The sequence below is a fragment of the Agrobacterium sp. 5Ca39 genome, from assembly GCF_055382365.1.
This window is the reverse complement of sequence record NZ_AP026437.1, coordinates 1493388-1508207: the sequence shown is the minus strand read 5'-3', so window position 1 is coordinate 1508207 and position 14820 is coordinate 1493388. Positions and strand designations below refer to the sequence as shown.

General features: G+C 60.4%; 12 protein-coding genes. 9 read left to right on the top strand and 3 right to left on the bottom strand.

What is annotated here, in order from left to right:
* Positions 1 to 207: 207 nt before the first annotated feature.
* The 6 genes from ACZ47E_RS20645 to ACZ47E_RS20620 all read left to right on the top strand — a co-directional run bounded on the left by ACZ47E_RS20645 (position 208) and on the right by ACZ47E_RS20620 (position 6238).
* Positions 208 to 1743 carry an ABC transporter substrate-binding protein gene (locus ACZ47E_RS20645; protein WP_137069394.1) on the top strand — a complete coding sequence of 512 codons (1536 nt, stop codon included), beginning with the start codon at positions 208 to 210 and terminating at the stop codon, positions 1741 to 1743.
* Positions 1744 to 1937: 194 nt separating this feature from the next.
* Entirely contained in the window at positions 1938 to 2888 is a 951-nt protein-coding gene (locus ACZ47E_RS20640; RefSeq protein ID WP_004445279.1) for an ABC transporter permease, read from the top strand.
* Complete coding sequence (locus tag ACZ47E_RS20635; protein WP_004445277.1) at positions 2885 to 3706, top strand: ABC transporter permease; 822 nt, start codon at positions 2885 to 2887, stop codon at positions 3704 to 3706. The genes ACZ47E_RS20640 and ACZ47E_RS20635 overlap by 4 nt, the downstream gene beginning before the upstream one ends.
* 53 nt (positions 3707 to 3759) lie before the next feature.
* Positions 3760 to 5154 (top strand): amidase, encoded by a 1395-nt coding sequence (locus tag ACZ47E_RS20630; protein ID WP_153775771.1) that lies wholly within the window; start codon positions 3760 to 3762, stop codon positions 5152 to 5154.
* Between the two features lie 97 nt (positions 5155 to 5251).
* Positions 5252 to 5818, top strand: a complete 567-nt coding sequence (locus tag ACZ47E_RS20625) for a DJ-1/PfpI family protein (RefSeq protein WP_004445273.1) — start codon at positions 5252 to 5254, stop codon at positions 5816 to 5818.
* A 69-nt stretch (positions 5819 to 5887) separates the two neighbouring features.
* Positions 5888 to 6238 carry a ribbon-helix-helix domain-containing protein gene (locus ACZ47E_RS20620; RefSeq protein ID WP_004445271.1) on the top strand — a complete coding sequence of 117 codons (351 nt, stop codon included), beginning with the start codon at positions 5888 to 5890 and terminating at the stop codon, positions 6236 to 6238.
* Between the two features lie 77 nt (positions 6239 to 6315).
* On the opposite strand, the gene ACZ47E_RS20615 is transcribed toward ACZ47E_RS20620, so the two are convergent.
* From ACZ47E_RS20615 to ACZ47E_RS20605, 3 genes are all read right to left on the bottom strand, one after another.
* A complete protein-coding gene (locus tag ACZ47E_RS20615; protein WP_004445269.1) occupies positions 6316 to 7236 on the bottom strand; it encodes an ABC transporter permease in 921 nt (306 codons plus the stop codon).
* The gene (locus ACZ47E_RS20610; RefSeq protein ID WP_004445267.1) at positions 7229 to 8239 is read right to left on the bottom strand and encodes an ABC transporter permease; all 1011 of its coding nucleotides are present in this window, start codon (positions 8237 to 8239) and stop codon (positions 7229 to 7231) included. The genes ACZ47E_RS20615 and ACZ47E_RS20610 overlap by 8 nt, the downstream gene beginning before the upstream one ends.
* A 142-nt stretch (positions 8240 to 8381) precedes the next feature.
* On the bottom strand, positions 8382 to 10091 hold the full coding sequence (locus tag ACZ47E_RS20605) for a peptide ABC transporter substrate-binding protein (RefSeq protein ID WP_004445265.1): 1710 nt from the start codon (positions 10089 to 10091) through the stop codon (positions 8382 to 8384).
* A gap of 305 nt (positions 10092 to 10396) precedes the next feature.
* Between ACZ47E_RS20605 and ACZ47E_RS20600 the strand changes: the two genes are divergently transcribed.
* The 3 genes from ACZ47E_RS20600 to ACZ47E_RS20590 all read left to right on the top strand — a co-directional run bounded on the left by ACZ47E_RS20600 (position 10397) and on the right by ACZ47E_RS20590 (position 14696).
* The gene (locus tag ACZ47E_RS20600; RefSeq protein ID WP_004445263.1) at positions 10397 to 11560 is read left to right on the top strand and encodes a M20 aminoacylase family protein; all 1164 of its coding nucleotides are present in this window, start codon (positions 10397 to 10399) and stop codon (positions 11558 to 11560) included.
* A gap of 49 nt (positions 11561 to 11609) precedes the next feature.
* Entirely contained in the window at positions 11610 to 13460 is a 1851-nt protein-coding gene (locus ACZ47E_RS20595; protein ID WP_022562770.1) for an ABC transporter ATP-binding protein, read from the top strand.
* Positions 13461 to 13742: 282 nt separating this feature from the next.
* The gene (locus tag ACZ47E_RS20590) at positions 13743 to 14696 is read left to right on the top strand and encodes a sugar-binding transcriptional regulator (RefSeq protein WP_278067598.1); all 954 of its coding nucleotides are present in this window, start codon (positions 13743 to 13745) and stop codon (positions 14694 to 14696) included.
* The last annotated feature ends 124 nt before the right edge of the window (positions 14697 to 14820 follow it).

Here is a 14820-nt window from a genome sequence, read left to right as displayed (position 1 = left end):
TTCTCCTCGGCGGGGCGAGCAACCGGAGACGTTCCCGGAATTGCCCACCAAGGTTGATTTTCACCCGCATTCCCGTGTAGCCATTTCAGCTACACGGAGCACACAAAAATCATGATTGTGTGTGCGCCTGCAACATGACACTCTTTTTGCAACGGGTGGTCTTTTGAAGGGCAAAAATGCCCCGGCCGCCAGACAGGGGACTAAAGGATGCCACGTACCTATCTTTCGCAGGCGGCGAAGCTCTCGCGCCGTACCGCGCTGGCGCTTGCTCTCGGCACGGCGCTCTTTCTGCCGCTCTCGATTGCTGAGGCCGAAGCTGCGGCGAAAACCGCTTTGACGCTCGGCATGACGGTGGAGCCGACCGGTCTCGATCCGACCATTGCCGCTCCCGTCGCCATCGGTCAGGTCACCTGGCAGAATATTTTCGAAGGTCTCGTCACCATCGACAGCAAGGGCAAGGTGAAGCCGCAGCTCGCCGAAAGCTGGGAAATTTCCCCTGATGGCAAGACCTACACCTTTAAGCTGCGCAAGGGTGTCACCTTCCATGACGGCGAGGCGTTCGATTCCTCCGTCGCGAAGTTCTCGCTGGACCGGGCGCGTGGTGAAGCTTCCGTCAATCCGCAGAAACGCTTCTTTGCGGCGATCGACAGCATCGAGACCCCGGATGCCGACACGCTGGTGCTGAAGCTGAAGCAGCCCGCCGGCAGCCTCATCTACTGGCTCGGCTGGCCTGCCTCCGTCATGGTCGCGCCCAAGAGCGCAGAGACCAACCGCACCACGCCCGTCGGCACCGGCCCGTTCAAATTCGTGAACTGGGCCAAGGGCGACAAGGTGGAGTTGCAGAAGAACGCCGCCTATTGGGACAAGGCCGTGTCGGTAAAGCTGGAAAAGGCGACGTTCCGTTTCGTTTCCGATCCGCAGGCGCAGGCGGCGGCGCTAAAATCCGGCGATATCGACGCCTTCCCGGAATTCGGTGCGCCGGAATTGATGAGCTCGTTTGACGGCGATGCGCGCCTCGGCACCTTCGTCGGCAATACCGAGTTGAAGGTCGTGGCGGGCATGAACAGCGCCCGCAAGCCCTTCAGCGACAAGCGCGTGCGCCAGGCGCTGATGATGGCGGTGGATCGTGGCACGGTCATCGAGGGTGCATGGTCCGGTTTCGGAACGGCCATCGGCAGTCACTATACGCCGAATGATCGCGGATACATCGATACGACGGGCGTTCATCCCTATGATATCGATAAGGCCAAGGCGCTGCTTGCCGAAGCGGGGTATGCGGACGGTTTCAGCTTCACCATCAAGGCCCCGCAGATGGCCTATGCTCAGCGCACCTCGCAAATCCTGCAGGCGATGCTGGCTGAAATCGGCGTGACCATGACCATCGAGACCACGGAATTTCCGGCCAAATGGGTGGCGGATGTCCTGAAGGGTGCGGATTACGACATGACCATTGTCGCCCATGCCGAGCCGATGGATATCGATATCTACTCCCGTGATCCCTATTATTTCAACTACAAGAACCCGGCCTTCAACGAGGTCATCGCCAGCGTCGAAAAGACGGCGGATGCCGGTGAGCAGGAAAAGCTTTATGGCGACGCCCAGAAAATCCTCGCCGAAGATGTGCCGGCTCTGTTTCTGTTCGTAATGCCGAAGCTCGGGGTCTGGGACAAGAAGGTGAAAGGGCTGTGGGAAAACGAGCCCATTCCCTCGAATGTGCTGACGGATGTGCATTGGGAAGAGTGACGTTTGACGATACTCATGTCTTCCGTCATGCCGGACTTGATCCGGCATCCAGCCAGCCCAAGTCCTTGGGCTGAAAAGGCTCCCTCCGCCGCGCAGACGCGCGTCGGCTGGATGCCGGATCAAGTCCGGCATGACGGGAGAGTGTGGAGCTTTCCAGCCGTCGCGGGTAAAGTATCGCAAGGAGCAGATGCCAGATGTTAGCCGTCCTCATCCGGCGTCTCGTAAGCCTCGTCATCACGCTGTTTGCCGTCTCGCTCATCATCTATCTTGTCATGGGCCTGCTGCCGGGTGATCCGGCCGCCATCATGCTGGGAACCTCGGCCAGTCCGGATACGCTGGCCGCACTGCAAAAGCAGATGGGTCTCGATCAGCCGCTGCTGCTGCGCTACATCCACTGGCTTGCTGGCGTCTTCCGCGGCGATCTCGGACAATCCTATACCTATGGCGTGCCGGTGGCGGGCCTGATCGTCGAGCGGTTGGCCGTGACGCTGCCGCTTGCGCTGCTGGCCGTTTGCCTGTCCGTCACTATCGCCATCCCGCTCGGCGTAGCGGCGGCGAGGAACCGCAACGGGGCGCTGGATTTCGCGGCCGGGCTGTTTTCCCATGTGGGCATTGCCGTGCCGGGCTTCTGGGTCGGGCTGCTGCTCATCATCGTCTTTTCCACCACGCTCGGCTGGATGCCGGCGGGCGGTTTTCCCGGCTGGTCGCCAAGCTTTGCAGCGGGTCTCACGGCGCTCATCCTGCCGGCGGTCGCCTTGGCACTGTCGCAGGCCGGCGTTCTTACCCGAGTCTGCCGTTCCGCCGTGCTTGAAGTGATGAACGAGGATTTCGTGCGCACCGCCCGGGCCAAGGGCCTGAGCGAGCGAGTGGCGCTGTGGCGGCATGCGGTGCCGAACGCGATGATACCCGTCGTCACCATGATCGGCCTGCAATTCACCTTCCTCATTGCGGGTGCGGTGCTGGTGGAAAACGTTTTCAACCTGCCGGGCCTTGGCCGGCTTGCCTATCAGGCGCTGACCCAGCGGGATATCGTCGTCATGCAGTCCGTCGTGCTGTTCTTCTCGGCGCTGGTCATCATCATGAATTTCGTGGTCGATATAGCCTATCTCTTCATCGACCCGAGACTGCGGGCAGGTGCGCGATGATGCGATTTATCCGCCGCCGCCCGGCCTTCGTTATCGGTATTGCCGTCACGGCCTTTCTCGTCGCCGTCGCGCTGTTGTCGCTGGTCTGGACACCGGTTTCGCCCACCAAGATGCAGATCGTCCAAAAGCTGAAATCGCCCTTCGTCTACGGTGGTCTCGGTACCGACCATTTCGGCCGCGATGTGCTCTCCATGCTGATGGCCGGTGCGTGGAACTCACTTTCCACCGCCATTGCCGCCGTCGCCATTGGCGCCTTTATCGGCACGGCGATCGGCGTCACGGTCGCGGCGCTGCGCGGCTTTACCGAAACCGTTGTCATGCGCATCTGCGATATCATCTTCGCCGTGCCGCCCATCCTGTCGGCCATGATGCTCGGTGCTTTCATCGGCACGGGACGCTTTACCGCCATCATCGCCATCGCCACCTTCATGGTGCCGGTCTTTGCGCGGCTGACGCTTGGCGCTGCGCTGCAAATCTGGGCGCGGGAATACATCACCGCCGCCACCAGCATCGGCCAGAACCGCGCCAAGATCACGATGTTGCACGTCGTGCCGAATATTTCCAACCAGATCATCGTGCAGGTGACGATCCAGCTGGGCCTGGCAATACTGACGGAGGCAGGCCTTTCCTTCCTCGGTCTCGGCATGCCGCCGCCGGCCGCCACCTGGGGGCGGATGCTGGCGGACGCCCAGACCTATCTCGGCGCGGCGCCCTGGCTTGCCATCATGCCCGGCCTTGCCATTGCGCTCGCCGTCTTCGGCCTCAATCTTCTCGGCGATGGCCTGCGCGACCTGCTGGACCCGCGCGATACAAGCTGACCGCTTCAAGCCGATATCGCCCCTATTTCCTGTTTTTCTGACGAGACGATGCCATGACCGATCTCATACACCTCAACACGCTCGAAATTCTGGCGCTTTACCGGGAAAAGAAACTCTCGCCATCGGAATATTGGCAGGCGGTGGAGGCGCGTATCGAGGCATTCGAGCCTATCGTGAACGCCCTTTACGCTTATGATCCGGAGGATGCGCGCAGGCAGGCGCTGGCCTCGACGGAGCGCTGGCAAAAGGGTGAAACGCTGGGAGCCCTCGATGGAATTCCGGTCTCGCTGAAGGAACTCATCGCCACGAAAGGCCATCCTGTGCCGCTCGGCACCAGGGCGGTGGAGCTTGTGCCCGCGGTTGAAGACGCGCCGGTGGCCGCCCGTTGCCGTGAGGATGGTGCGATTATCTATGCCAAGACGACGTGCCCGGATTACGGCATGCTCTCTTCCGGCCTTTCCAGCTTCCATAAGCTCAGCCGCAACCCGTGGGACCCCACCCAGAATCCCGGCGGCTCCAGCGCCGGTGCTGCTTCGGCCGGTGCTGCGGGTTACGGCACCTTGCATATCGGCACGGATATTGGCGGCTCGGTAAGATTGCCGGCGGGGTGGACGGGCCTCTTCGGCTTCAAGCCGAGCCAGGGTCGTATCCCGGTTGATCCCTATTATACCGGCCGCTGTGCCGGGCCGATGACGCGCACGGTCGTTGATGCGGCTTATGCCATGGCAACGCTTTCGCGGCCGGACTGGCGCGACGGCACATCGCTGCCGCCGAACAGCATCGACTGGATGGACCTCGATATTGATATGAAAGGCCTGAAAATCGGACTGATGCTGGATGCGGGCTGCGGCCTGCCGCTGGACGAAGAGGTGCGCGACGCCGTTGTCGCGGCTGCAAAACTGTTCGAGGCGGCCGGCGCCATTGTGATCCCGGTCGAGCCGGTGCTGACGCGTGAGATGCTCGACGGGCTGGATGATTTCTGGCGGGCGAAGTTCTGGGGCGACATGGTGGCGTTGAGCGCGGATCGTCGTGCCGCGATCCTTCCCTATATTCACGAATGGGCGGAAAAGGGTGCTGATGTTTCCGGCGCGCGTGCCGTTTTCGGTTTCAACCAGACCATGGAAATGCGTAAAGTTTGCGGGCGGTTGATGCAGTCCGTTGATGTGGTGATTTCACCCGTTAACCCCATCGTCTCCTATCCTGCCGACTGGGCTTCTCCCACCAACGATCCTGCACGCCCCTTCGAGCATATCGCTTTCACCGTGCCGTGGAACATGTCGGAACAGCCGGCATCCTCGATCAATTGCGGTTTCTCGGCATCCGGCATGCCCATCGGCCTGCAGATCGTCGGTCCGCGTTACCAGGATCTATTCGTGCTCAAATTGTCCAAGTCTTTCGAGGATTGGGGTGGTGGCGTCCGGCGCTGGCCGGAGCCGCCGGCCGGCTGATATCACCTTTATCGGGCATGTAGTATTGCCATAATACCCGCATCTCGATCCCTCCTGTTAGGGTGCCCAAAGGCATTCGAAAACGGGAGGAGCAGACATGCCGAAGAAGATTTTGATGATCACCGGTGATTTCGCCGAGGATTACGAGACCATGGTGCCGTTCCAGACGCTGCTCGCTGTCGGCCACACGGTGCACGCCGTCTGCCCCGGCAAGAAGGCGGGCCAGACCATCGCCACGGCCATCCACGATTTCGAGGGCGACCAGACCTACTCGGAAAAACGCGGCCATAATTTCGCGCTCAACGCCACCTTCGCCGATATCAAACCGGCGGATTACGATGCGCTGGTCATTCCGGGTGGCCGTGCGCCGGAATATCTGCGGCTCAATGCGGACGTGCTGGCGGCGGTGAAACATTTCTTCGAGGCAGACAAGCCTGTCGCGGCCGTCTGCCATGGCGCGCAATTGCTGGCGGCTGCGGGTGTGCTCAAGGGCCGCACCTGCTCGGCCTATCCCGCCTGCCGCCCGGAGGTGGAGCTGGCAGGTGGCACCTATGCCGATATCGCCATCGATGCGGCGGTGACCGACGGCAAGCTGGTGACGGCGCCCGCATGGCCCGCCCATCCCGCCTGGCTTTCGCAGTTCATGGCGGTGCTCGGTAAATAAGACCGGCGAACGGGGCTTTTTCCGGCCCCGTTTTCCGCCTATATCTCAGGCGTGGTGAGGGAGGAAACCATGTGCAAGCTCTTCATCAAGGCAGACCCGGCGCTCTGGGAAAGCCATACGCGGTCGCTCCGCATCGATGGCATGGTCACCAGTGTCCGGCTTGAAAACTTTTTCTGGACGACGCTGGACGAGATCGCGCGGCGCGACGGCATGAACAGCGTGCAGCTCATCGCCAAGCTCTATAATGAATCGATCGATGCCGGGCACGATCTCGGCAATTTCACCTCGTTCCTGCGGGTCTGCTGCGGGCGTTATCTCGCGCTTCAGCTTTCTGGCGATATTCCGGCGCGGAACGATATCCCGATTGCCGCGCTGGATGCGGACAGCATTCTGGATGCAGAAAAGGTGAATTATCACTAGGACGCGTTGCGCTTTTGTGCCGCGATACGCTCAACCTCATCCCTGTGCTTGTCACAGGGATGAGGGAAGGGAAGCGTTCAGCTCTTCAGCGCCCGCGGATCAAGCGCATCGCGCACGGCATCGCCGATGTAATTCACGCTCAGAACCGTCAGCGAAATCGCCAGCCCCGGCCACAACACGCGCGAGGGCGTCAGTTGCAGGAAGTTCGCGCCGTCGAACAGCAGCCGTCCCCAGGTCGGAAAGTCGGAGGGGAAGCCAAGACCGAGGAAGGAGAGGGCGGATTCCGTGATGATGGCGGCAGCGATGCCGAGCGTGGCGGAGACCATGATCGAGCTCAGCACATTCGGCAGAATATGCCTGAGGATGATGCGGTATTCGCGCATGCCGCTCGATTTCGCAGCCATGATGAATTCCTGGCTTTTGATCGTCAGCACATCACCGCGCACGATGCGGGCTGTATGCATCCAGCTGGTTATCCCGATCACGAAGACGATCAGGATGAAGATGCCAGTCTCCGGCCCAAAGGCCGCACGCAGCGTGTCGCGAAACAGCATCAGGATGACGAGCAGCAGCGGCAGAAGCGGTAGGGCCAGGAACAGGTCGGTGAGGCGCATCAAGGGTCCGTCCAGCCTGCGGAAATAACCTGACAGAACACCCACCAGCGTGCCGAGGAACAGAGCCAGCAGCATGGCGGTGATGCCGACGGCAAGTGAAATGCGCCCGCCGGCCAGGACCTGCGCCAGCATGTCCTTGCCAAGATTATCGGTGCCGAAGGGATGCGCCAGCGACGGCCACTGATTGCGCGCCTTCACATTGATGGCGTTCGGAGCAACGGTGTGAATATAAGGCCCGACATAGACCGCGAGCAGGATGAAGATAAAGACGAAGAGCCCCGCCACGCCGCCCTTGTGAACGCGAAACTGTTTCCAGATATCGGCAAGGGCGGATTGCGTGGGGGTGGCCGCAACCGTCGGCGCTGTAATGGTGGCGTCAGTCATAGCGGATCCTCGGGTCGAGAATGCCGTAAAGCACGTCGGCAATCAGGTTGAAGAGCACGATCAGCACCGCAAAGATGAAGGTCAGCGTCTGAACCAGCGGAATATCCGCCCCCTGAACGGCTGTTATCAGCAATTGGCCAAGCCCGTTCACGCGGAAAATCTGCTCGGTGATGATGGCGCCGGAGAAGATGGTCGGCACCCCAAGCGCAATAACCGTTACGACCGGGATGAGGCTGTTGCGCAGCACGTGGATGAGCAGCACGGATTTTTCCTTCACGCCCTTGGCGCGTGCGGTGCGCACGTAATCCTGATGCAGGTTGTCGAGCATGGAGGCGCGCACGAAGCGGCTGATCTGCGAGACGTTATAGAGCGTCAGGACCAGCACCGGCAGGAACATCTGCTTCACCTGCGCCACGAAGCTCGCCCAGTCCGTGACCCTCAGATTGGTGTCGTAGACTGAAGGGAACCATTGCAGGTAAGAGCTGAAGATGACGACCAGCAACACGCCGGTGAAGAAGGTCGGCACCGAATAACCGACCATGGAGACGAAAGTGCCGATCTGGTCGAAGATCGAATATTGCTTGTAGGCGGAGATCACCCCGATCGGGATCGCCAGCAGCGCACCGAAGAGATAGGCAAGGCCCACCACCCACAGTGTCTGCGGCATGCGCTGGATGACGAGATCGACCACCGGGCTGCGTGTCGCCCAGGAAAGCACCCGCATACGGCTGCCATCGCCGATCTGCCAGCCGGTCAGCTTTTCGAAGAGGTTCAGCGGCTCGTTGATGAAGAATTGCTGCAGCCACATCAGGTAACGGATGAAGAAGGGCTGGTCGAGGCCAAGCGAGGCACGGATTTGCTCACGCACTTCAGGCGGGATGGTGAGGGGAAGGTCGCCGGTCGGATCGTTGGGCGCGAGATCAAGCAGCGCGAAGATGACGAAGCTGATGACGAGCAACGTCGGAACGGCAAAGGCTAGCCGCCGGAGCGTAAAGGTAAACATCTGAAACTCTCCAGACCCAGAGCGCGGCAGAGCGAAAATTGGGAGCTATTTCGCCTTAACGCGGCAAATGTGTCTTCAGAACATGGTCCAGGGGCATGCAGAAGGCCGGCCTCTCCGGGGGAGAAGCCGGCGCATCTGCGTGTTACTTCTTGCGGGACCAGTCCGCGACGTTCCAGAGTTCCGAGTCCCAGGCATTCATGCGCACGCCTTCCAGCGTCAGCGAATGCGAGGAAACGCTGCCGCGGTGGATGAGCGGAATATGCGCGCCTTCCTCCGTCAGCATGTCGTTGAGCTGCTTGGAAATCTCCGCACGCTTGGCAAGGTCGGCGGTCTTGGAGAGTTCACCCACAAGCTTGTCGAATTCCGGGTTGCAGTAACGCGGAATATTCTGCCCCTGCCAGCCATTTTCGGGGGCCGGAATTTTGTCGCACAGCCATTCCGCCAGATATTTTTCCGGGTCCGTACCGTCGAAATTGTTGGTGTACATTTCGACGTCGGCATAAAATTTCTGGAAGGTATCCGGGCTCGCCGGGTCACCACCGAAGAAGACCGAGGCGCTGACATTGCGCAGTTCGGAAGCGACGCCGATCTGCGACCACATGTCCTTCACCAGTTCCTGCGTGGCCTGGCGAACCGAGTTTGTGGACGTCTGGTAAAGGAAGGAAAGTTTCACGCCATTCTTGGCGCGAATGCCATCGGCACCCTTCACCCAGCCGGCATCGTCCAATAGCTTGTTTGCGCCTTCCACATCCTGCTTCAGGCACCAGCTGTCATTCTTGGTGGAAGCGACGGCTTCCGGAGCCGGTACGATGTTGCAGGTCGGCTTGCCCGCTTCTCCGTAACCTGCTTCATCGATGACCTCACGGTCGATGGCGAGCGAAAGCGCGCGTCGCACGGCGGGATCGGAAATGGCCGGATGGGGACCGGCCTGTTTGGTGGAGCGCTTGTCGCCCAGCGAAGGATCGGCATTGTACCAGTTAAGATTGATACGCTCGACCTGCGTGCCGAAGGCGGTTTCCAGCTTGCCCTTGCCGGCCGCCACCATGGTGGCGAGGATTTCCGGCTCCACCTGCATGTTCCAGGCATAGTCGAATTCCCCGGTTTCCAGCACGGCGCGCGCGGCGGAAGCGGCATCGCCGCCGCCCTTCAGGGTCGCCGTGGCGAAGGCGGGCTTGGCGGGGTCACGGTAATTGGGGTTGGCAACGAAGCTGATGACGTCGTTCGGCTTGAAATCCTTGACGACGAAGGGGCCGGTGCCGATGGGGCCGAAATTGGCGGAGGTGCAGCCGGGAGCTGCCGCGCCGACGCATTTTTCAAACTGCTTCTTCTGGATGACCGGCGACTGTGCGCCCACGAATGCCGAATAGGGGTAGGGTTTCGGCTCGGTGAAGCTGACCTTGACGGTGTGGGCGTCGATGGCCTCGACGTTCTTCACGCCCTCATATTGTGCCGCCTGCGCGCAGCCGCCATCGGGCGCGGTGCAATATTTCCAGGTGAAGATCACATCCTCTGCGGTGAAGGGCGTGCCGTCAGACCACTTCACGTCGGTCTTCAGCTTCCACGTCATGCTGAGCAGATCCTTCGCGACGCCGCCATTGTCGATCGTCGGAATTTCGGTCACCAGCATCGGCACCAGCTCGCCCTTTTCGTCATACCGCGCCAGCGGCTCGATAACCATGGACGAGCTGTAGACTTCCTTCGTGCCACCCGAAAGATAGGGATTAAGCGTCGATACGGCCTGCCAGAACAGGATTTTCAGTTCGCCGTCACTGCCGCGCTCGGCGTGGGCGGCAGAGCCCGCGAGAGCCATGGCCGCCACCGTGCCGGCAAAGAGAACGCTGCGCTTCTTCATTGTGGTTTTCCCCTTTTTGGATTTTATCTGTTTGAATGTTTGACGCTTTTCCCGTCGTCATGTGCAAGGTCTGTTATTCTAACTATTTGACTTTGCTAAGGAATATTCCTCCATTCCAGATGATGCTATTGTCAGTTTTTTTGAAAAGCAAGTCCCAATGTTTCATTGATGAACAAATTTTGAGCCATTTAGTTTTGGGCCTATTTTTCGCTCATGCAGCAAATTTCATGCTTGCAAAAGAGGAAATTCCAAACTCAATATGGCGTCCGACAACCCGGCGGGGAACAAAAAAAGGGAAAAAGAGAATGCCGATATTGAACCGTGTGGCTGAAATGCAGGAAGAAGTTGCCGGCTGGAGGCGCCATCTGCATGAACACCCGGAACTGCTCTACGATGTCTACGAAACATCGAAATTCGTTGCCGAAAAACTGAAATCCTTCGGCTGCGACGTGGTCGAAACGGGCATTGGCAAAACAGGCGTGGTCGGCATCATCAAGGGCCGGCACGGGGATGGTCCGACCATCGGTTTCCGATCCGACATGGATGCGCTGCCGATCCTTGAGACGAGCGGCAAGCCATGGGCCTCGAAGACGCCGGGCAAGGCCCATTCCTGCGGTCATGACGGGCATACCGCCATGCTTTTGGGTGCGGCGCAATATCTGGCCGAGACGCGCAATTTCAAGGGGTCGGTGGCGGTGATCTTCCAGCCGGCGGAAGAAGGTGGCGCAGGAGCGCTTGCCATGTTGAATGACGGCATGATGGAGAAATTCGGCATCTCGCAGGTCTATGGCATGCATAACGAGCCGGGCATCCCCGTCGGGCAGTTCGCCATCCGCAAGGGTTCCACCATGGCGGCTGCGGACAGCTTCGAAATCACCATCACCGGCAAGGGCAGCCATGCGGCGGCACCGCATCTTTCCATCGATCCGGTGCTGACTTCGGCGCATATCATCATCGCCCTGCAATCCATTGTCTCGCGCGAGACGGATCCGTTGAAATCACTCGTCGTCACCGTGGCCACCACCCATGGCGGCACGGCGTCCAACGTCATTCCCGGTGCGGTGACGCTGACCGGCACCGTGCGCACGCTGCTGCCGGAGACCCGCGATTTCGCCGAAAAGCGCCTCAAGGAAGTGGCCGCCGCCACCGCCATGGCTCATGGCGCGACGGTGGAGGTGAAATACGATCGCGGTTATCCCGTCACGTTCAACCACAGTGACGAGACAGAATTCGCGACCGGCGTGGCGATGGGTGTGGCCGGCGCCAATGCCGTCAACACCAATCCCAATCCGCATATGGGCGCCGAGGATTTCTCCTACATGCTGGAAGCGCGCCCCGGCGCCTTCATCTTCATCGGCAATGGCGATACCGCCGGACTGCACAATGCCGCCTATGATTTCAATGACGACGCGCTGCCTTACGGCATCAGCTACTGGGTTTCGATGGCCGAAACCGCACTTGCTGCATGAGACATCCGGCGGCCCCTCGTGGCCGCCTTCTGCTTTTCAGGAGATCGGCATGCTTTTGGCAGCGACATCAATGGAACAGACCGGCGGTTCGGTCAGCCCGGTTTTATCGGTTCAAAATCTCACCACCTCCTTCCGCGTCGATGGCGGCTGGAAATCCGTGGTGCGCAATATGAGTTTCGAGATCGCGCCGCGTGAGACGGTGGCGATCGTCGGCGAGAGCGGCTCGGGCAAGAGCGTCACCTCGCTCTCCATCATGCGGCTGCTCGATAAAAAGACGAGCCGCATCGAAGGCAAGGTCATGCTCGGCGGGCGCGATCTGCTGGCACTGCCGGAGGAAGAGATGCGCAAGGTCCGCGGCAAGGACATTTCGATGATCTTCCAGGAGCCGATGACCAGCCTCAACCCGATCTTTCCGATCGGCAAGCAGATCGCCGAAGCGCTGACCGTACATCAGGATATTTCCTCCTCTGCCGCAAAGGCCGAGGTCATCCGGCTTCTGGAAAAAGTCCGCATTCCCAATGCGAAGAACCGTTTCGACGATTATCCTCACCAGTTTTCCGGCGGCATGCGCCAGCGCGTGATGATCGCCATGGCGCTTGCCTCCAAACCGAAGCTGCTGATCGCCGACGAGCCGACGACGGCGCTCGACGTGACCATCCAGGGCCAGATTCTCGACCTCATCAAGACATTGCAGGAAGAGGAGGGCATGTCGGTTCTCTTCATCACCCACGATATGGGCGTGGTGGCGGAAGTCTCTGACCGCACCATCGTCATGTTCCGTGGCGATGTGGTGGAAACCGGCACCACCGACGACATCTTCCATCGTGGCCGCCACCCATATACGCGTGCCCTGCTTTCCGCGGTGCCGAAGCTGGGTTCGATGAAGGAAAGGCTGCTGCCGGCCCGTTTCCCGATCATCGATATCAAGACCGGCGAAAGTCAGCCTGTCGCGGACGTGAAGGATACTGTCTCCGGCGGCCGCACGCCCATCCTTTCGGTCAAGGATCTGACCACCCGTTTCGACATCCGCTCCGGCCTATTCGGCCGCAAATCCGGCGCCGTGCATGCGGTGGAAAAGGTTTCCTTCGATCTCGCCGAGGGCGAAACCCTCTCGCTGGTGGGTGAATCGGGCTGCGGCAAGTCCACCACGGGCCGCTCCATCACCCGGCTGATCGAGCCGACGTCAGGCGATGTCATGCTCGATGGCTACGAGGTGCTGAAGCTCGACAAGACGACGCTGCGAACCATGCGCCGCAGCGTGCAGATGATCTTCCAGGACCCCTTCGCCTCGCTCGACCCGCGCATGAGCGTCGGCACGGCGATCATGGAGCCCTTTATCGAACATCGCCTCGGAACCAAACAGCAGGCCCGGGAAAAGGCTGCCGATCTTCTCGAAAAAGTGGGCCTGAGCCCGGATATGATGCGGCGCTTCCCGCATGAATTTTCCGGCGGCCAGCGCCAGCGCATCGCCATTGCCCGCTCGCTGATGCTCGATCCCAAGGTCATCGTCGCCGATGAGGCGGTATCGGCGCTCGATGTCTCGATCAAGGCGCAGGTCTGCAACCTGCTGCTCGACCTGCAGCAGAACCTCAACCTCGCCTTCCTGTTCATCAGCCATGACATGGCGGTGGTGGAACGCGTCAGTCACCGGGTGGCGGTGATGTATCTTGGCGAGATCGTCGAGATCGGCCCGCGCGCGGCCGTTTTCGATAATCCCCAGCACCCCTATACGAAGAAGCTGATGTCCGCCGTTCCGGTGCCTGATCCCGCGCGACGGCAGATCAAGCGCAACATGGCGACCGACGAGATCAGAAGCCCGATCCGGCCGGTGGACTATGTGCCGCCGCAGCGGCTTTATCGTGAGGTTTCGGCGGGGCATCTGGTCCAGGAAGCGGCTTGATTGAGCAGTGCTGGCTTCGGGCTGAGCGCCGGTAGGGAATCGGGCGGCGGCCACTTGTTTCTCTCCCCGAGGGGGGAGAAGTCCGCGGCAGCGGGATGAGGGGGCAAGCTCTCCGCATATTGCTGGCGTTGCCCCCTCATCCGACCCTTCGGGCCACCTTCTCCCCGGCGGGGAGAAGAATTACGCCGCACCGCCGAGCGTTCTCTTCCGCATCCCCCGTTTGACAGCCGCTGCGAAAAAATGCCAGCAAATGCGCAGACGTAATTCTCAGAGGGCAGCGGCATGGCCAGACGAAACGACGCACATGGACGGCTGGATGATGCGGCCCGTGCCGGCTGGCTTTATTATGTCGCCGGTCGCACGCAGGACGAGATCGCCGCCGCCATGGGCATTTCCCGGCAGTCGGCGCAGCGGCTGGTGTCGCTGGCCGTTGCCGAGCGGCTAATCAAGGTTCGGCTCGACCACCCCATCGCCGCCTGTCTCGAAAAAGCCGAACGTCTCAAGGAAAAATTCGGCCTTGGATATATCGAAGTCGTGCCGAGCGATCCTGCCGGGATTTCTTCCACGGTGGGTATCGCCGAGGCCGGAGCGGCGGAAATCGAGCGCTGGCTGAGAAATGTCGATCCCATCGTGCTCGCCATCGGCACCGGCCGTACATTGAAGGCCGCCGTGGACCAGCTGCCGCCGATGGAATGCCCGCAGCACCGCATCGTCTCGCTGACGGGCAATATCGGCCCAGACGGATCGGCCGCCTATTACAACGTCATCTTCAGCATGGCCGACGCGATCAAGGCCAGGCATTTCCCGATGCCGCTGCCGGTGCTCTGCTCATCGGCGGAAGAACGCGAGTTGCTGCACGATCAATCCATGGTGCGCTCCACGCTGGCGCTGGGGGCCGCTGCCAATGTTACCTTCGTCGGTATCGGTGAGCTCGGCGAAAATGCACCGCTCTGCGTCGATGGGTTTCTTGATGTCGACGAGATGAAGGCACTGATGGCGAGCGGGGCGGTGGGAGAGATTTGTGGGTGGATTTATGATGCCAACGGCCACATCCTCGATCACGCTGTCAACGAGCGCGTTGCCTCCGTTCCCATTCCCTCACGAGACACCTGCACCGTCATCGGCATGGCGCAGGGTGCGCGCAAGAACGCATCGATTCTGGCGGCGCTGAAGGGTGCCCTGTTGAACGGGCTCATCACCGACGAAGCGACAAGTGAATATTTGCTCACACACTGAGCAAAAATTAAACACGTAAAATCAAGAGCTTGGTTTTTCCATGTGCGTCGCAGCACAGGATGTCGCTTGACATTTTTGGTCTCCGGGTGAGTAAATGCCCCAGAGCAAAGCGAATGCTCATCAT